At 62.6% G+C, this 17,733-nt stretch carries 14 protein-coding genes; 4 read left to right on the top strand and 10 right to left on the bottom strand.

Going from position 1 to position 17,733, the window contains the following annotated elements:
• Positions 1–9: 9 nt before the first annotated feature.
• The 3 genes from ABNU55_RS01630 to ABNU55_RS01620 all read left to right on the top strand — a co-directional run bounded on the left by ABNU55_RS01630 (position 10) and on the right by ABNU55_RS01620 (position 3,935).
• Positions 10–1,221, top strand: a complete 1,212-nt coding sequence (locus tag ABNU55_RS01630) for a permease (protein WP_290748905.1) — start codon at positions 10–12, stop codon at positions 1,219–1,221.
• 162 nt (positions 1,222–1,383) lie between these two features.
• The gene (locus tag ABNU55_RS01625) at positions 1,384–3,480 is read left to right on the top strand and encodes an amidohydrolase family protein (RefSeq protein ID WP_290748902.1); all 2,097 of its coding nucleotides are present in this window, start codon (positions 1,384–1,386) and stop codon (positions 3,478–3,480) included.
• Positions 3,481–3,485: 5 nt separating this feature from the next.
• Positions 3,486–3,935, top strand: a complete 450-nt coding sequence (locus ABNU55_RS01620) for a YaiI/YqxD family protein (RefSeq protein WP_348764220.1) — start codon at positions 3,486–3,488, stop codon at positions 3,933–3,935.
• A gap of 81 nt (positions 3,936–4,016) precedes the next feature.
• Here the strand turns inward: ABNU55_RS01620 and ABNU55_RS01615 are convergent, their stop codons facing one another.
• Both ABNU55_RS01615 and ABNU55_RS01610 read right to left on the bottom strand, forming a co-directional pair.
• Positions 4,017–4,658, bottom strand: coding sequence for a class I SAM-dependent methyltransferase (locus ABNU55_RS01615; protein ID WP_290748897.1), 642 nt, complete (start codon positions 4,656–4,658; stop codon positions 4,017–4,019).
• Between the two features lie 24 nt (positions 4,659–4,682).
• Entirely contained in the window at positions 4,683–5,840 is a 1,158-nt protein-coding gene (locus ABNU55_RS01610; RefSeq protein WP_290748895.1) for an alpha-hydroxy acid oxidase, read from the bottom strand.
• A 145-nt stretch (positions 5,841–5,985) separates the two neighbouring features.
• Here ABNU55_RS01610 and ABNU55_RS01605 point away from each other — a divergent pair, with 145 nt between their 5' ends.
• Positions 5,986–6,150, top strand: a complete 165-nt coding sequence (locus ABNU55_RS01605; protein ID WP_290748893.1) for a hypothetical protein — start codon at positions 5,986–5,988, stop codon at positions 6,148–6,150.
• Between the two features lie 80 nt (positions 6,151–6,230).
• Here the strand turns inward: ABNU55_RS01605 and ABNU55_RS01600 are convergent, their stop codons facing one another.
• The 8 genes from ABNU55_RS01600 to ileS form a co-directional block, all read right to left on the bottom strand.
• Positions 6,231–7,718 carry a hypothetical protein gene (locus tag ABNU55_RS01600; protein ID WP_290748891.1) on the bottom strand — a complete coding sequence of 496 codons (1,488 nt, stop codon included), beginning with the start codon at positions 7,716–7,718 and terminating at the stop codon, positions 6,231–6,233.
• Positions 7,719–7,976: 258 nt separating this feature from the next.
• Positions 7,977–8,645, bottom strand: a complete 669-nt coding sequence (locus ABNU55_RS01595; RefSeq protein WP_290748888.1) for an HAD family hydrolase — start codon at positions 8,643–8,645, stop codon at positions 7,977–7,979.
• Positions 8,646–10,529, bottom strand: a complete 1,884-nt coding sequence (gene mutL / locus ABNU55_RS01590; protein WP_290748886.1) for a DNA mismatch repair endonuclease MutL — start codon at positions 10,527–10,529, stop codon at positions 8,646–8,648.
• Between the two features lie 165 nt (positions 10,530–10,694).
• Positions 10,695–12,182: a pitrilysin family protein gene (locus ABNU55_RS01585; RefSeq protein ID WP_290748884.1), complete on the bottom strand. Its 1,488-nt coding sequence runs from the start codon at positions 12,180–12,182 to the stop codon at positions 10,695–10,697.
• A complete protein-coding gene (locus ABNU55_RS01580) occupies positions 12,175–13,563 on the bottom strand; it encodes a pitrilysin family protein (protein WP_290748881.1) in 1,389 nt (462 codons plus the stop codon). The genes ABNU55_RS01585 and ABNU55_RS01580 overlap by 8 nt, the downstream gene beginning before the upstream one ends.
• A gap of 44 nt (positions 13,564–13,607) precedes the next feature.
• Positions 13,608–14,105 (bottom strand): DUF3035 domain-containing protein, encoded by a 498-nt coding sequence (locus ABNU55_RS01575; RefSeq protein WP_290748878.1) that lies wholly within the window; start codon positions 14,103–14,105, stop codon positions 13,608–13,610.
• Positions 14,106–14,121: 16 nt separating this feature from the next.
• On the bottom strand, positions 14,122–14,679 hold the full coding sequence (gene lspA / locus ABNU55_RS01570) for a signal peptidase II (protein ID WP_290748876.1): 558 nt from the start codon (positions 14,677–14,679) through the stop codon (positions 14,122–14,124).
• Positions 14,679–17,618, bottom strand: a complete 2,940-nt coding sequence (gene ileS, locus ABNU55_RS01565) for an isoleucine--tRNA ligase (RefSeq protein ID WP_290748874.1) — start codon at positions 17,616–17,618, stop codon at positions 14,679–14,681. Before ileS ends, lspA begins: the two co-directional genes overlap by 1 nt.
• Positions 17,619–17,733: the final 115 nt, after the last annotated feature.

The following is a 17,733-nucleotide window of genomic DNA, read 5'->3' as shown; positions in this document are numbered from 1 at the left end:
GCTGCCCCCATGAACGAGTTCCTGACGACCTGGCATGAGGCCGCGGTGACGAGCGCCGGCCTGTTCTGGATGGCGCTATGGGCGTTCGGGCTCGGCTATCTCATTTCCTCGATGATCCAGGTCTTCGTGACGCGGGAGCGGATGAAGCAGACCATGGGCGGTGAGGGCCCCAAGCCCATCGCGCTCGGCACGTTTTTCGGTTTCATTTCAAGCTCCTGCTCCTTCGCGGCACTGGCGACCACGCGCTCGCTCTTTGCCAAGGGGGCAGGCTTTGTCGCCTCGCTCGCCTTCCTGCTGGCCTCAACCAATCTCGTCATTGAGCTCGGGATCATTATCGCGGTCTTCCTCGGCTGGCAGTTTGTTGTGGGCGAATATGTGGGCGGTATCCTGCTCATCCTGTTCACCTGGATGATCGTGCGTCTGACCGGCGCGTTTGGCCTTGCCGAGAAGGCCCGTGAGCGGGCGCGCGAGGCCGAAGGGTCACAGGAAGAGGGCGAGGTCCCCAACTGGAAGAAACTGATCCAGAGCCGGGAAGGCTGGCGCAAGGTGTCCCACCGCTATGTCATGGAATGGGGCATGGTTTGGAAGGATGTGACGGTCGGGTTCACCGTGGCGGGGATCATCGCCGCCTTTGTGCCGCGCGCCTTTTTCGAGACGCTATTCATCGGGTCCGGCTCTGACGATCCGGCCTTCTGGCAGGTGCTGGCCCAGACCATTGTCGGGCCTCTGGCGGCGTTCTTCACCTTTATCGGCTCAATGGGGAATATTCCGCTGGCCGCGGTCCTCTTCTCGAACGGCGTCGCCTTTGCGGGCATCATGGCCTTCATCTTCTCAGACCTGATCGTCCTGCCCGTGCTGCGCATCCAGGCGAAATTCTATGGCTGGCCGATGGCGCTCTATATCATGGGCGTTTTCCTGATCGCGCTGGTCGGGACGGCGCTGGTCCTGCACTACGCCCTGAGCGCGATGGGCCTCCTGCCGGACCCCTCCGGCGTTCAGGCGGTGACCGACCGGGAGTTCTTCAAGGTCGACTATACGCTGTTCCTGAATCTGGCTTTCCTGGCACTGTCGGGTGTCTTCCTCTGGTGGAAGGGCGTGACGGCAGGCTTCGGAAATCCGGTGGGCGAAGGCGCGACGGAGAAAATCCTCTTCGTTCTGGCTGTGATTGCCTATCTCTGGCTGGCAGGTGGACTGGTCATAGCGCCTATGCTGGCGGGTTAGAGGCCTGCCCAGCCCAGCCGAGATACAGCGTTGGCGACTGCACTGCGCCGACGGGTCCGGGCTATAGAAAATTCAGAGCCAATCCATGGCGCTGCCCTCGCTTTCTGGTAGCCGATCTGCTTTGATGGGGGCTTGTTGAGTTGGGCAGGAGGATACTTCCAGATGACGTATAGATGGCTGGCCGCACTAGGCCTCGTGGCGCTTGGCGCGTGTTCGAACCCCTCAGGCGGGGACGCGGGCGAGGCGCCCGAAGAGGCGGCGAACGAGACCCCGGCGGCGGAGAGCCAGTCTGTCTATACGATCCTGACCAGCGGCACGAAGATCGGCGACATGGTTGTCGACCGGGCGGGCAATGAGATCACGGTCGATTATGAGTACCGCAATAATGGCCGCGGCCCGACCATGGCCGAGGAAATCACGCTGAACGAGGACGGTGTCCCGGTCGCCTGGAGCGTGAAGGGCAATACGACCTTCGGCAATGCCGTCGATGAGAGCTATTCGGTCACAGACGGGACGGCGAACTGGACCGATTCCACGGGCACGGGCGACGCCGCGATCGACCAGCCGAGCGTCTATATCGCCCAGTCGGGCACGCCCTATGCGCTGGCCGTCTATGCAGGCGCCCTGCTCGGCGATGACGACATGTCGATGCCGGCGCTTCCCGCGGGCACGCTCAGCATGGAGGAGCTGGAGAGCTTCGAGATCGAAGGGGCGGACGGCGCGCTGGATGCGACCGCCTATGCGCTGATCGGGCCGGAACTCGACCCGACCTATTTCCTGATGGATGCAGACGGCGAGGAGTATCTCGCCCTGATGACGCCGGAATTCCTGATCGTGAAGGAAGGCCTGGAGGGCAATGACGAGATGTTGCGCCAGAAGGCAGTCGATTATTCGACGCAGCGTTTCGAGGATCTGCAGGCCGAATATGCCCACAATTTCGACGGGCCGGTGCGGATCACCAATGTGCGCGTCTATGAGCCGGAAACGATGGCGCTGAGCGAGCCGTCCTCGGTCCTGGTCGAGGATGACCGGATCACGGCCATCGAAGCAGCCGATGCCAGCGGCGAGGGCGAATATGTCATCGATGGCGAAGGCGGGACGCTCATCCCCGGCCTTTCCGACATGCATGGCCATATGGGACAGAATTCAGCGCTCCTGAACGTGCTGGCCGGTGTCACCTTTGTGCGCGACATGGGCAATGACAATGAGGTTCTGGACGAGCTGATCGGCAAGATCGAAAACGGCACGCTGGCCGGCCCGCGCATTGTCCGCTCCAGCTTCATCGAGGGCAAGAGCCCCTATAATTCCAATAACGGCATGATCGTCAGCAATCAGGAAGAGGCCAATCAGGCCGTCCGCGATTCCTGCGAGGCCGGGCATTTCTTCCAGATCAAGATCTACAACTCCATGAAGGGCGAATGGGTGCCCGAAATGGTGGATCTCGCGCATGAGTGCGGGCTGCGGGTCGCGGGCCATGTGCCGGCCTTCTCGCGCGCCAATCAGATGATCGAGGCCGGCTATGACGAGCTGACCCATATCAACCAGGTCATGCTGGGCTGGGTGCTGGAAGACGATGAGGACACGCGTACCCTGCTGCGTCTCACCGCCCTGCAGCGCCTGCCGAATGTCGATCTCGACAGCGAGCAGGTTCAGGAGACCCTCGACCTGATGGTCGAGAATGACGTCTCCATCGACCCGACGCTGGCGATCCATGAAGCGCTGCTGCTGTCGCGCAATGGCGAGACGCGGGCGGGTGTCGCCGACTATGTCGACCATATGCCGGTCGGTGTGCAGCGCGAGGCCAAACAGGCCTGGTCCAATATCGAGACGCCTGAAGACGATGAAGCCTATGCGGGCGCCTTCGACCAGATCGTCGAGACGCTGTCGCGGATGCGCGAAGCGGGCATCACCATCTGGTTCGGCACCGATATGGGCGGCGCGTTCAACCAGCACCGCGAGATGGAGCTCTATCAGGATGTCGGCTTCACCCCGGCGGAGATCCTGACACGGGCCACGCAGGAGGCGGCTGACTATCTGGAGATGGGCGATGAGATCGGCTCCATCGAAGAGGGCAAGAAGGCCGACTTCTTCCTGGTTCCGGGCAATCCGCTTGAGGACCTTGCTGCCATCAAGACGGTCGAACTCGTCATGAAGGATGGCACGGCCTACTTCCCGAGCGAGATCTATCCGGCCTTCGGGATCGAGCCTTTTGTGGACGCGCCTGAAGTCGTCGCGCCAGAGGCCGCCAACGCAGAGTGAGCGGGATCGTCATCCATGTCGATGCCGACGCCTGTCCGGTAAAGGATGAAGTCTACAAGGTGGCGCTGCGCCACGACCTGCCGGTCAATGTCGTCGCCAACAGTTTCATGCGGGTGCCCCAGCACAGGCTGATCACCCGCGTGACGGTGCCGGAAGGCCCCGATGTTGCCGATGACTGGATCGCCGAGCGGGCCGATGCGCACGCCATCATTGTGACGAGCGACATCCTGCTGGCCGAGCGCTGCCTGAAGGCGGGGGCGCGCGTCCTCTCGCCCAAGGGCAAGGCGTTCACCGAAAACTCCATCGGGCAGGCCGTGGCGACGCGGGCCATCATGGAGGACCTGCGCGGCATGGGCGAACAGACGAGTGGGCCGGCCAGCTTCAAGCCGGCGGACCGGTCGAATTTCCTCTCCGCGCTGGAAGTGGAAATCCAGAAGCTGAAGCGGGGGCGTTGAACCCGAGAACGGCCGAGCCCCTTCGACCCGCAGGCGCGGGCCACTTCCCCCCCAAGCGGGGGAAGACCTAGCCGAAGGGGCTTAGCCTTCTGGCTTCTGCGCCACGTAGAAATTGGCGGCCATGCTGCTGTCGGTACGCAGGCTCTCCGTGAGAGTGAAGCCGTTGCTGTCCAGCATGGAAAGGATGTCCTCTTCTGAAAGGAAGCTGACATGGGGCGCCTTGCCTATGGCACGCATCAATGGCACGGCCACACGCAGGATGGGCGAGGCATCCTTCAGGCAGGCTGTGCTCTGGATGAAATAACCGCCGGGCTTCAGCAGGGCATGAATCTTCTGCGTCACGCCTTCCGGGTCCCGGCAGAGATGAAGGATGTTGAGACCGAGAACGACATCGAATTGCTGGCCGCGCGGTTCATATTCCTCAATGCCGGTCTGCCTGAAATCGATATTGCCGATGCCGGCATCTGCCGCCCGCCCACGTCCGACATCGAGCATGTTCCCGGCGACGTCGGTTGCGAGGATGTATCTGACATGCGGCGCGTGCAGGAGCGCGGTTGAGCCGGTGCCACAGCCGAACTCGAACACCTCGCTTTCGGGCGTCAGATATTTTCGTGTGATAGCGAGCTTCTGCTCATAGGTTGCCTGATCGGCGATGGGCTGGCTGGCATATTTTTCCGCGAGCCTGTCCCAGAAGCGCTGGTCGCCTTTTGATGTCGCTTTCATTCGTCCCCCTGAAGAAGCTTTCCGCTAGAATTTCGGCACCCTCATCAGCTCCGGCTCGAGCTCTCCGATACTGGTTGCGCCGAGCAGGGCCATTGTGCGGCGCAACTCATCCTCAATGATGGAAAGCGCGCGTTCGACGCCGGGCTGTCCGCCTGCCCCGAGGCCGAAGAGAGATGCGCGCCCGAGGGCCACGCCGGTGGCGCCGCGCATGAGGAGTTTGGCGACATGACTGCCCCGGCGCACACCGCCATCGGCTATGATGTCGGCGCGCCCGCGCACGGCGTCGGCAATCTCTGGCAACAGGTCGATGACGGGCACGGAGCTGTCGAGCTGCCGCCCGCCATGATTGGAGACCCAGACCGCATCTGCGCCGATCTCGATGGCGTTCTTTGCGTCTTCGGCGCGCGAAATGCCCTTGATGGCAAAGCCGCCCTCCCAGGCATCGCGCATCCATCTGACATCGTCCCAGGTCACCGAGCGGGAAAACTGCTCATTCACAAAGCCGATGACACCGCCCGTCTCGCCGGCATTGCCGCCGCGCAGATGGGTGAAATTGGCAGGCGTAATCTTCGGACTGCGCACCAGGTCCCATAGCCATCCCGGACGCGCGAGAACCTGACGCGCAATCTTGAGGTTTGGTGTGGGCGGCACGGCGAAGTGATTGCGCGGGTCGCGCTCCCGATTGCCCGCCACGGGCATGTCCACGGTCAGGATACAGCCCGTAAAGCCAGCCGCCCTGGCGCGTTTCAGGAAGGTCTTCACGATCTCCTTGTCGTTCCAGACATAGAGCTGGACCCATTTCGAGCCCGGATTCGCCTCTGCGATATCCTCTAGCGTCTGGGAGGCGAGCGTCGAGCAGGCATAGATCACCTTCTTCTCATGCGCCGCGCCCGCCATCGCGAGCTCGCCTTTGGCGGGATGGAAGAGACGCGTTGAAGCGGTCGGCGAGATGAAGAAGGGAAGCCGTGTCTTCTGGCCCATGATCGTGGTGGAGCAGTCGATTTTCGACACATCACGCAGGGTGCGTCCGGTAAGCTGATAGTCGTCAAAGCGGCTGACCGAATGCTTCAGCGTGACCTCATCATCGGCCCCGCCGTCGATATAGTCGAACACCATGCGCGGCAGCCGGGCCTTCGCCATGGCGCGCAAATCGTCGATGTTGATCGCGCGGTCGAGTTTCATGTCTGGCAGCGGCCTCCCACCGGGCTTTTTCTTATCCCTTCAGCGATAAGCGCGCGAGCGCAGCTGCGTCAATCGCGCCGACGTCCGGGAACGGGGCCGGTCAGGTAACGTTTTTCAAGGCAGAGACACTGAACTGGAGAGCGCCATGAAAGATAAAGAGATCGAGAAGGAAGCCTCCGAAGGACTGGAGGACCAGCATGTACGGCCCGCCGGCAAGGAGGCCCAGAAGAATCCGCCTGAGGACTGGGACAAGCAGGATGAGGAACTGGACGAGACATTTCCGGCCAGCGACCCGCCCGCCAATTACTAGGCTTGCCTCGAAGGACGTTACGAAAACGCCCGCGCGCCTTGAGGGCACGCGGGCGTTGTCTTGTTGGCGTTCTGAAAACCCTAGAAGGCGGTGTGCGCGCCCACCAGGATCACATCGGTCTTGGCATCATTGTCGGCCCAGGTGCTGCCATCGGGGAAGTTGCCGCCGCTGAGGAAGTTGAGCGGGGCAAAGCCATCGACATGGATCGCCTCAGCAAAGAGGTTCACATTGTCGATGAGATAGCGCGAATAGCCCAGAACGAACTGGTTCTGGCGCTCCCATGGCGCGCCATCATCGCCCGCGCGGAACTGGCTGAACTCAAGCGAGACATAGTTGGTGCGCTTGTCAGACAGCAGGAAGTCGCCAAAGCCATAGCGTCCACCGACGGTCCATGAGCGGGTTTTCTGCGCTTCATAGACGCTGAGCGGGTTGGTCGGGATCGGGACAGCCGAGCCCGGCCATTCCTCTGTGGTCTCTGCGAACTCACCCAGAAGCTCGAACGCGCCAAGCTGTGTATGGGCATAGGCGGCCCAGGCCGGATTGTTGTCGCCGCACGGATTGAAGTGGAAGACCGGATAGCTCTGGCAATAGGGTGACCCATGCTCATAGCTGGCGCCGAGCATGACCCAGTCGGCGTCATTCAGGTGGAAGGTGTAATTGGCATCGACCGCAAAATTGTTGACGCGGGACGGGACCACTGTGCCTTCGACCGGCGCATTGGCGGCGCGGAACTGCGCCCCGCCCTGGATGGCCATGGCCCGGACCATGAGGTTTTCATCGACATAGCCGACCTGAGCGCCATAGGCGAGACCGGCGAAGGAGTGCCAGCTGGTCGAATTGGTGAAGGGGCTGACCGTGTCATTGAGGCCGAATGGCGTGTCCACCTTGCCGATCACGGCGAAGAGCGGCGAGCGCTCCAGATTGCCCAGCATCAGGTAAGCGCGCTGCATGACGAGCTGATTGCGGTCGAGACTGGTGATCGTGCCGGAGGCAAAGTTCTGCTGCGGATTATAGAGAATTTCTGCATAGCCGGTCAGCCAGTCAGAGAAATTGGCGGTGAAACCGAGCTGGGCTGAGTGGATCAGCGCTTCGGAGACATGATCGCCGATCTGGTTGGCGGAGGTCGGGTTGCGCATCAGGTAGCCGAACTTGGAATCCCTGTTGCTGTCCTGATAGTTGGCGATGCCGATGATCGAGCCGCTGACGGTAAGCGGGGTGGCCAGGCGGTCTTCGGCGCGCGCCTTGAGCTGGACGATCGGCTTCTTGTTCACATATTCCGCGGCATCGAGAACATCGAAGCCATAGGCGGCATCGGTGCCGACAAAGCCGGTGCGGTTGACCAGCGTATCGGTGGCGAGTTCCGGACCATCGCTGGCCGGGACGCGTTCGATGTCGTCTTCGTCCAGCATCCGGTCGAGACGCGACATCAGCGCGGCGTTCTGTGCCTCAAGCTTCTCGATCCGCGCAAGCAGGTCTTCATTGCTGGGTGACTGGGCGCTGGCGACAGGTGCGAGCGAGACGAGCGCGGCGAGTGCAACGCCGGAGGTGAGCCAGGTGGCGCGTTTCATGAGTTTTCCCCTTCTGATCAAGGGCCGCCCTCACAGCCCTTGCCCTCAGCGGCCGGTGTCAGACCGGGCGCAGATTTTGGTGGGCGGCTCATGGCACGAAGCGGCGATTCTGGGAAGCAAAAACGCGCTAAGCACATGAAAATATATAATATTTTCCAGATGAATAATGCCGCCACCCTTCCCATGCGGAAGCCCAATGCACCATCTCCCCATTTCACGGAGCGGCAGGCTGGAAATGTTCAGGGCCTTGCCGGCCTGTTAATCTGAAACGGAATATCGGATGTCTGGAAACGTACCTGCCACCTGGTGGGCCCCGGCCGCTTTCAGCCGGTCTGCGAGCCCGGCATCGGCATGTCCGCCGCCGGTAAACCCGCAGACCCGCATGCCCGCGGCAAGGCCCGCACGCACGCCGTTCTCACTGTCCTCGATCACCAGACATGAGGCCGGTTCTACACCCAGCTTCCCTGCCGCGTAGAGAAAGAGGTCCGGCGCGGGCTTGCCGTGCTCTACCCTGTCGGAGGAGTAGACATGGGCGCCGAAAAGCGGGGCGAGGCCTGTGATCTCAAGCTTGCGATGGAGCTTGTCCTGCTCTGAGGAGGAGGCCACGGCGACCGGGCCGTTAAAAGCTTCGGCGAGATCGCGCGCGCCTTCTATGGCGGTGAGCTCTGTCTCGAAGCGGGTCCATATCGCTGACTGGATAATCGCCGGGAAATCTGAAGGCAGGTCTATGCGCCGGTCTTTGGCGTCCTGCCGGAGGGCCGCGTGATAGTCGCGATTATGAAGGCCGACAAAGCGCGAGAGATAGGTCTCAGTGTCATAGACGAGCCCCCAGCCGGAGAGGTGTTCGCGCTCGACCGCAATGGCGATGACTTCGGAATCTACCAGCACGCCATCACAGTCAAAGATGATGGCCTGCGGCGCGCCCACCTAGCGCCGCCCGAACAGTTTTTCGATGTCGGCGAGTTTCAGCTCGACATAGGTCGGGCGGCCATGATTGCACTGGCCTGAATAGGGGGTCGCTTCCATCTGGCGGAGCAGCGCGTTCATCTCATCGGCGTTGAGGCGCCGCCCGGCGCGCACGGCCCCGCCCTTGCAGGCCATATTGCCCATGATGTCCTCAAACCGCTCTTTCAGGGCGAGGCCTTCCTCATATTCGGCGAAATCGTCGGCCAGATCCTTGATGAGGCCGGCAGCATCCATATTGCCGAAGAGGGCCGGCGTTGCGCGCACGCAGACAGCCCCTGCCCCGAAGGCTTCGATCTCAAGGCCCATTTCAGCGAGCTCATCGGCGCGGTCGAGCACGCGGGCGGCTTCATCTTCGGTGAGCTCGACAACTTCAGGGATGAGGAGCGCCTGGCGTTTGACGCCATCGGCGGCCATCTGCGCCTTCATCTGCTCATAGACGAGCCGCTCATGGGCGGCGTGCTGATCGACGATGACGATGCCGTCGCGCGTCTGGGCGACAACATAGGTTTCGTGCAGCTGGGCGCGGGCGACACCGAGCGGGAAATCGTGCTGCGTGGGTTCAGGCTGAGGCTCGAACCGTGCAGACGGGGCGTCGTAGCGGGCGATGTCTTCGGCAACACCGGACGAGGCAGGCTGTTGCGGCGCGGCCCAGTCCGGCATCGGCTGCGAAGGGGCCTGCGGGCGTGGCGGCGTGCTGCCATAGGAGTCGCGGAACAGGCTGGAGCGATCCCAGACAGAGGGTTGCGGCAGGGGCTGGTCCTTGGGCCGGGTCTCCTCGCCCTGCATCTTGCCAAGGGCATAGCCTGCAACCGTGGTGCTGGCGCGGTGGCCTGCGGCGGCCAGCGTATGGCGCAGCGTGCCGATGATGAGGCCGCGCACATTGCCGGCATCGCGGAAGCGGACTTCAGTCTTGGCCGGGTGGACGTTGACGTCAACGAGTTCAGGGTCGCAATCGACAAAGAGGGCGGCCATGGGGTGGCGGTCGCGCGCGAGGAAATCCTGATAGGCCGCACGGATGACGCCGGTCAGCATGCGGTCCTTTACGGGGCGGCCATTCACGAAAAGGAACTGGTACTGCGCATTGCCGCGATTGAGGGTCGGCAGGCCTGCAAAGCCTGTCAGCGTGACCCCGTCGCGTTCGGACTCAATAGCGAGCGCATTCTCACGGAATTCGCGGCCCATGATGGCGCCGAGGCGTTCAAGGTCGCCGTCGGGAGTGGCCTGGTGGGCGGCATAGCGGAAGACGTTGCGGCCATTGCTTTCAAGCGAGATGGAGACGTCTGCGTTCGCCATGGCGAGGCGTTTGACGGCATCGGTCACCGCCATCGTCTCGGCACGTTCCGACTTCATGAATTTAAGGCGCGCGGGTGTGGCGTGGAAAAGGTCACGGACCTCAATACGGGTGCCGGTCTCTCCCCTGCCCGCCCAGGCGGCGGGTTTCGGGCCTTCGACACGGCCTGCCTCAACGAAGACTTCAGACGCGTCCTCGCCGTCTGCCTTTGAGGTGAGCGTCATGCGCGAGACACTGGCGATGGAGGGCAATGCCTCACCGCGAAAGCCCATTGTGTGGATGTTGAGAAGATCGATGCGGCCATCCTCACCGGGCGCAAGCTTGGATGTGGCGTGGCGTTCCAGCGCCATAAGGATTTCAGGCCCGCTCATGCCGCAACCATCATCCTCCACGATGAGGCGTTTGAGACCGCCGCCCTCAATGGTGACGGAAATGGCGCGCGCGCCCGCGTCCAGGGCGTTCTCGACCAGCTCCTTCACGGCGGCGGCGGGCCGTTCCACAACCTCACCGGCCGCGATGCGGTTGACGGCATCGGGCGGGAGCTGGCGGATCATGGGCCGGGGCGTGAGGCGAGCAGAATCAGGCATTGACTGGAGAGTGTATCAGGCTTTGCCACGCGGCTGCAGGGGGAAGAGGCGGCGAGATGTGGACAGGCATGACCAACGAAAAAGGGCGGCCCGGAAGAGCCGCCCTTTTGAGCATTCGACAGGATTGCAATCCTAGCGGTTCGGATCGCGGGTGGCGTCCGGGGTTTCGTTGACATCGCTTTCTTCCATGTCGCCGGCTTCATCGACATCGATCTCACCAAGGACCGGCATCGGCAGGGTCGCGGTTTCCTCAATGCCTTCCGGCTGGCCGACGACCACGAAGGTGAAGTTCTCCGGCTGGAGGTATTCGGCCGCGATGCGATTGACGTCTTCAAGCGTGACGGCTTCGACCATGGCGTTGCGGCGGTCGAAATAGTCGATGCCGAGGTCTTCGAGCCGGGCGGTCATCAGGCCGGAAGCGATCTTGGCGTTGCTGTCAAAGGCCAGCGGGTAGGAGCCGGTGAGATAGGCCTTGGCGTCTGCCAGTTCCTGCTCGGTGACGCCGTCGGCCACGATCATTTCCATCTCGTCCGTCAGACCATCGATGAAGTCGCCTGCGCTTTCATTCTTGGTCTGCCCGCCGCCTGTCCAGAGATTGAGGTGATCGCTGGTCGAGAGGCTGGTATAGACGCCATAGGTGAGGCCCTTTTCCACGCGCAGATCCTTCATGAGGCGGCTTTCAAATCCGCCGCCCCCGAAGGTGTAGTTCAACACATAGGCGGGAAAGAAGTCGTCATCGTCGCGCGCCATGGCAGGGGCGGCGAAGGTCACGAGACTTTGCGGCTGGGGCAGTTCAACCACGACCGGCGCGGGCAGCGGGTCGTTGAGGGCCACGTCCTCGATGGCCTCCACGCTGGAGCTCTGCGGCAGGGCGGCCAGCGCATCGTCGAGAAGCGGCGCGAGCTCTTCCGGCGACATGGCACCCACGGCGGTGACGTAGAGCTTGTCGCCGGTCATGATCGCGTCCTTGCGGGCGCGGACCATATCCGTGGTGAGGGCGTTGATGCTCTCTTCGGTCTTGATGCGCGAGAAGGGATGGTTCGGCATCAGGGCCTGTGCCCGTGCGCGGCTGGCAAGAAAGCTCGCATCGGTCTCGCGCGTGCGGATACCAATGAGCTGTTCACGCTGGAACCGTTCGAAAGGCTCTGCATCGAAGCGGGGCTCATTCAGCGCCATGGCAATGAGGTCCATGGCCTCTGCGGCATTCTCAGTCAGCATATTGGCCGAGCAATACGTCGTCTCGTCATCGGCGCCACAGCCAAAGCTCATATTGAGCTCTTCCATACGGGTCGCGAAGTCGAGCGAGGTGAGATCGCCGGCGCCCTCATTCATGAGATAGGTCAGCGCGTCGGTGAGACCTTCCATGCCGTCCGGGTCGGTCGCAGCGCCCGTCTCCCAGGCCATGCGCAACGCCATGATCGGGATGGAGGGCTCTTCGACCAGCCAGACCGAGACACCGCCCGGTGTGGTGAATTGCTGGATCGTGGCAAAGTCGCCTTCATGGACCGTCACATCGAGCGCGGGCGCTTCGGTGGTAGCGGTGTCCTGGGCGTGCGCCAGCGGCGCTGCAAGCAGGATGGCGGCAAGGGCGCCACCAGCAGCGGATTTGAGCTTATTCATCGGTCTGGCCCTCCTCTGCGGCCGCCTCTTCCTCAGGCAGAAGATGGGCCTCGATATAGTTCTTGTCCTCGCCGAGCACGCGGCGCAGGGCGGCGATGGCATCATCCGCGCTCACTTTGCGGATGTCTTCGGGATAAGCCATGACATCCTCAACGCTGCCGCCAACCGCTAGCGTGCTGCCATAGAGATTGGCCATGCCGGCCTGGCTGTCGCGCTGATAGATCGAGGACGCAGCGAGCGAGTTGCGCGAACGCTCTACCTCTTCCTCGTTAAACCCGTTTTCGAGCACGTCGTTCACGACAGTCATATAGGCCGCCTCAAGCTCTTCGAGGCTGACCCCGTCGCTTGGCGACGCCGACAGGACGGCCGGGGCGCGGTCATGCAGGGAGAGCCAGGCATTCGCGGACGCCTCACTGGCGATCTTCTGCTCCTCCACCAGGGCCTGATAGAGGCGGCTGGTACGGCCGCCGCCGAGCACATCCATGGCGACATCAAGCGCATAGGCGAAATCACGGTCGCGCGTATAGGAGGTGGAAAGATACCAGCGTTCCCATTCCGGCTGGCGGACCTTGGGGTCTCTATGGGTGATGAGCTGGGTTTCGTCCAGCGGTTCGACATCCTGCCAGCCGCGCTGCGGAATCTCCTCGCTGGCCGACTCGATCTGTCCGTAGGTGCGTTCTGCCAGTGTGCGCACGTCCTGCGGCGTGACATCGCCCGCCACGACCAGGATCGCTTCGGATGGCGTGTACCATTTGCGATAGAAGTCGAGACCGTCCTGCGGCGTCAGCGCGCCGACTTCGTCCATCTTGCCGATCACGGTGATGGCATAGGGATGGTCCTGATAGAGCGCGGACATGACCTGCTCCTGCAGGATGACGCCCGGATTGTTGTCGATGCGCTGGCGGCGCTCTTCCTTGACGACATCGCGCTCTGAGATGAACGGGCCTTCGGGATCGTCATTGATGATGAGGTCGGTCATACGCTCAGCCTCAAGCTCCATCATGCGCTCGAGCTGGCTTTTCTCCACGCGCTCATAATAGGCGGTGTAGTCCCAGGAGGTGAAAGCGTTGAGCTGGCCGCCATTGCGCTGGACGATGGTGGTGAACTCTTCAGGGCCGATATCGTCGGTTTCCTTGAACATGACGTGCTCAAAGAGGTGGGCGATGCCGGACTTGCCGGGGTCTTCATCGACCGCGCCGACCTTGTACCACACCATATGGGTGACGACGGGCGCGCGATTGTCCGGAAGCACGACGACTTCCATTCCGTTTTCGAGTTCGAACGTTGTCGGCGACCATTCGGCCTCCGCCGTGTCGGCATAAGCGAGGCCGGTGCCTAGACTTACCGCTGCCAGCCCCCCCGCAAGAAATGCTTTCATCATATCTCCTCCGTCAGACTGTCTGGTAAATTGTGGCTGTCCGCGCGTCAGGTCCCCGGAAGTTTGATCCGGTCACCGCTGCCGCGGGCAATCGAGACTTCCGCGTCGCCAGTCGCGCTGTCAGCCACGGCCCCGTCCGGCGTCGAAGAGAGGATCTGGTCTGCATCCTCGCTCGTCTTGCGGACAAGGCGGCCTTCTTCATAGTCGACAATGGCGCGGATACGCGGGTCGGTCGCATTGGCGCCGGCCGCATCGACGAGCGCGCGCTCGACCGGGCTGGCATCGGCGCCGATATTGGTCCCGAAAGCGGTCACGGTCGTCTCACGCGAGGTGTCGGCCTCACGCGGGACCGAGCTGCCAGCACGCGGCGGACGGAGGCTATATTCAGGCGGCACCGAAAGCGGCGCCTTTGTCACGACGCGAAACTCGTCAGGGCCGGCGTCACCGCCGCCGCCCCCGCCGGGAAGCAGCGAGCATCCGCCTGCGGCGAAGGCCAGTCCAAGGGCTGCAAGGGTCAGGGTCGAATGTGTCTTCGGCGTCTTCATAGGTCTCCAGCTCCACTCAGGCGGGATCGTGTTCTTCCGGTTTCGATCGCGACATTAAAAACTGATCGAAAAACAGCAAGAGCGCGCCCACAGTAATTCCCGCGTCGGCGATATTGAACACCCATGGGAAGCCAAGCGGGAAGCCGCCAATATAGGTGCCGAACCACGGGCCCGAGAAATCGAGAAAATCGACCACGGCGCCAAAACGCACGCGGTCAATGAGATTGCCGATGGCCCCGCCAATGACCAGCGACAGCGAGAGCGCGGTCAGCCAGCGTTCTGCCCGCTTCAGCCAGAAGGCAAAACCCACGGCAATCGCCATGGTGAAGGCCACAAGCACCCAGCGCATGAGGCCGGTCGACTGCATGGTGCCGAAGCTGACACCGCGATTCCACAGCATGGTGAGGTCGAAGACCGACGAAATCTCGATCCGCCCGCACAGCACGACCGGGTCGAGGCAGGCAAGCGCGTTGAAAGCCGGGGTCTGGAGCACCATCCACTTGGTCAGCTGATCTGCAATGATCATCAGCACGATGAGCGCGCCCCATCTCCAGACATGCCCGGCAGCGTTCATCAGTCCTGTCCTCTCATCTCGCGGACCGCTTCGGCGTCGCGGGGGGTGATATCCGGGAAGGCCGGATCGGCAGTGGCCGGATCGAAATATTTCCAGCTGCGCGCGCACTTCACGCCATCGGCCTTTTTCGGGACGACGGAAACACCCGGCGTATCTTCCAGCTTGTAGGCATCCGGCGGCCCGGCCCCTTCGATCAGGCGTGCCCCGGAGGTGATGAAGATATCGGCGGGGCTTTCGCCCTCGAACGCGTCGATGAGCGCCTTGTCCTCGATATAGACCTCAGGGGCCGCCTCCAGCGAGGCGCCGATACGTTTCTCGCGGCGCTCAACCTCCAGCGCGCCGGTGACGACGCGGCGGACCTTGAAGATCTTCTCCCAGCGTTCGGCGTGAGCGGGGTTGAGCCAGCTGTCGGGCGTATCCGGGAAGGTCAGCAGGTGCACGCTGTCGGCCTTGCCTGCGATATGGCTCACCAGGAAGGCTTCTTCGGTGGTGAAGGGCATGATCGGGGCAAGCCATGTCACCAGACGCTCCAGGATCAGCGCCATTACGGTGCGGGTCGCCCGGCGGCGAAGCGCGGACGGCGGATCGCAATAGAGGCTGTCCTTGCGGATGTCGAAATAGATCGCCGACAGGTCCACGCCGCAGAAATTCAGCATGGCCGCCATGACGCGCTTGAAGTCATAGGCCGCATAGGATTTTCGGATCAGCGCGTCGCTTTCGGCAAGGCGGTGCAGGACCCAGCGTTCGAGACCGGGCATGTCCTTCGCCTCGACGGCCTCATCCTCGCTATAGTCATCAAGCGCACCGAGCAGATAGCGCAGCGTGTTGCGCAGCCGCCGATAGCTCTCGGCATTCGTCTTCAGGATGTCGTCCGAGATGCGCAGGTCTTCGGTGAAGTCCGAGCTTGCCGTCCAGAGACGCAGGATCTCGATGCCGAACTTGTTGGCGACTTCTTCCGGTTCGACCGTATTGCCGAGCGATTTCGACATCTTCTTGCCGTCGGAATCGACAATGAAGCCATGGGTGACGACGTTCTTATAGGGCGCCATGCCGCGCGTCGCGCAGCATTCCAGAAGCGAGGACTGGAACCAGCCGCGATGCTGGTCGGAGCCTTCGAGATAGACGTCCGCCTGCCCTGTCGCCTCGTCGATCACACCGCGGTCGCGCAGGGTGAAGGCGTGGGTCGTGCCGCTGTCGAACCAGACGTCCAGAACATCAGTCACCTTCTCCCAGCCGGCCGGATCGGTGATGCCATCGAGGAATTTTGCCGCATCGGCAGAGAACCAGGCTTCGACACCTTCGGCGGCGATGGCGTCCAGGATGCGGGTGTTCACTTCTTTCGCCTTGTCTTCCGGCAGGGCGTAGGTGTGCGGCTCACCCTTGGGGCTGACCAGAAGCGTGATCGGCACGCCCCAGTTGCGCTGGCGCGAGATCAGCCAGTCGGGACGGTCTGCGACCATGGAGGTGATACGGTTGCGGCCCGAGGCCGGCACGAAGCCGGTCTCCTCAAGGGCTTTCAGCGCCATCTTGCGCAGGGCCGGATTGCCGTCGCTGCCCGGCTTGTCCATGGCGATGAACCATTGCGGGGTCGCGCGGCGGATAACCGGCGCCTTGCTGCGCCAGGAATGGGCGTCGCGGATCATGGTCACGCCGCGCGAGAGGAGGTTTCCAGCCTCGGTCAGCAGGCGCATGACCTCCTGATTGGCCTTGCCTTGCTCGCCGCGCTTCTTGCCGGAGGTGCGGATGATGTCGAGGCCCTGAAGGGCTTCGGGGAGGTCGGCGTGCTCGTAGACGCCGTCTTCGTTGACGATGTCGCGGATGTCGCTGGCTGTACGGCCTGACGCGATCCAGACGAGGAAGTCATCCTCACCATGGGCGGGCGCAGTGTGCACGAAGCCCGTACCGGCATCATCGGTGACGTGGTCGCCAGCGAGCATGGGGATGTCGTGGGTGTAGAAGTCTGAGAGCTCGTGGAGCGGGTGGCTCAGCGTCCAGCCCTTGGGATCGGCATCCGAGACGCGCTTGAAACCAGAGACCTTGGCGCTCTCCATGACGCTATCCGCCAGAGCGTCAGCCAGAACATATTTGTCGCCTGGCGCCGCGAAAGGCGCAAAGCCAAGCTCTTCCTCGCTCATCACACTTTCGACCTCATAGAGGCCATAGGAGATGTTCGGGTTGAAGCTGACGGCCTGGTTGGCCGGGATGGTCCACGGCGTGGTTGTCCAGATGACGACCGAGAAGTCTTCGCCCTGAACCGGAAACTTCACCCAGATCACCGGCACCTTACGGTCGTGATACTCGACTTCAGCCTCGGCGAGCGCGGTGCGTTCCACCGGGCTCCACATGATCGGCTTGGAGCCGCGCACGAGGCGGCCGGACATGGCAACGCGGAGGAATTCGCGCACGGTTGCCGCTTCCGAACCGTAATTCATGGTCAGATAGGGATGGTCCCAGTCGCCCTCGACGCCGCAGCGGCGGAAGCCCTGTTTCTGGACCTCGATCCATTTTTCGGCATAGGCGCGGCAGGCGCGGCGGAATTCATCGCCCGGGACATCATCCTTGGTGCGGCCCTTGGAGCGGAACTCCTCCTCGACCTTCCATTCGATCGGCAGGCCGTGGCAGTCCCAGCCGGGGATGTAGGAGGCGTCATAGCCCAGCATCTGGTGGCCGCGAACGACAAGGTCCTTGAGGATCTTGTTCATCGCCGTGCCAAGGTGGATCGGCCCGTTCGCATAGGGCGGGCCGTCATGCAGGATGAAGGGCTTGGCGCCACGCGCCTTCGCGTCCTCACGCATGCGGTCATAGAGGCGCATTTCGTCCCAGCGCTCGATCCATTTCGGTTCGGCCTTGGGCAGCCCCCCGCGCATGGGGAAATCGGTTTTGGGCAGGAAAAGCGTGTCGCGATAGTCGTTCGCGGCTGTCTTGGTCTCGTCGGTCATATCAGGAAAGTCAGTCTCGAATTAGCAGCGTGGTTGCAAGCGGAAATAACAAGGCCCCGGCACCGCGCTGGAGGCTGTTTCACATCAACAGCTCAGCACGCCGCCGGGCGGCTAA

This window comes from uncultured Henriciella sp. (genome assembly GCF_964005855.1).
Lineage (GTDB): Bacteria > Pseudomonadota > Alphaproteobacteria > Caulobacterales > Hyphomonadaceae > Henriciella.
Note: the sequence above shows the minus strand (reverse complement) of the source record. Positions and strands in the feature narration are given on the sequence as shown.

What these genes read in the sequence shown, in the direction of transcription:
- lspA (WP_290748876.1), bottom strand. Translation starts at nt 14,679, where the DNA reads ATGAACGCTGCCGGGCATGTCTGGAGATGGGGCGCGCTCATCGTGCTG.
- ABNU55_RS01580 (WP_290748881.1), bottom strand. Translation starts at nt 13,563, where the DNA reads ATGATGAAAGCATTTCTTGCGGGGGGGCTGGCAGCGGTAAGTCTAGGC.
- ABNU55_RS01630 (WP_290748905.1), top strand. Translation starts at nt 10, where the DNA reads ATGAACGAGTTCCTGACGACCTGGCATGAGGCCGCGGTGACGAGCGCC.
- mutL (WP_290748886.1), bottom strand. Translation starts at nt 10,529, where the DNA reads ATGATCCGCCAGCTCCCGCCCGATGCCGTCAACCGCATCGCGGCCGGT.
- ABNU55_RS01610 (WP_290748895.1), bottom strand. Translation starts at nt 5,840, where the DNA reads ATGAAACTCGACCGCGCGATCAACATCGACGATTTGCGCGCCATGGCG.
- ABNU55_RS01625 (WP_290748902.1), top strand. Translation starts at nt 1,384, where the DNA reads ATGACGTATAGATGGCTGGCCGCACTAGGCCTCGTGGCGCTTGGCGCG.
- ABNU55_RS01615 (WP_290748897.1), bottom strand. Translation starts at nt 4,658, where the DNA reads ATGAAAGCGACATCAAAAGGCGACCAGCGCTTCTGGGACAGGCTCGCG.
- ABNU55_RS01600 (WP_290748891.1), bottom strand. Translation starts at nt 7,718, where the DNA reads ATGAAACGCGCCACCTGGCTCACCTCCGGCGTTGCACTCGCCGCGCTC.
- ABNU55_RS01605 (WP_290748893.1), top strand. Translation starts at nt 5,986, where the DNA reads ATGAAAGATAAAGAGATCGAGAAGGAAGCCTCCGAAGGACTGGAGGAC.
- ABNU55_RS01575 (WP_290748878.1), bottom strand. Translation starts at nt 14,105, where the DNA reads ATGAAGACGCCGAAGACACATTCGACCCTGACCCTTGCAGCCCTTGGA.
- ileS (WP_290748874.1), bottom strand. Translation starts at nt 17,618, where the DNA reads ATGACCGACGAGACCAAGACAGCCGCGAACGACTATCGCGACACGCTT.
- ABNU55_RS01585 (WP_290748884.1), bottom strand. Translation starts at nt 12,182, where the DNA reads ATGAATAAGCTCAAATCCGCTGCTGGTGGCGCCCTTGCCGCCATCCTG.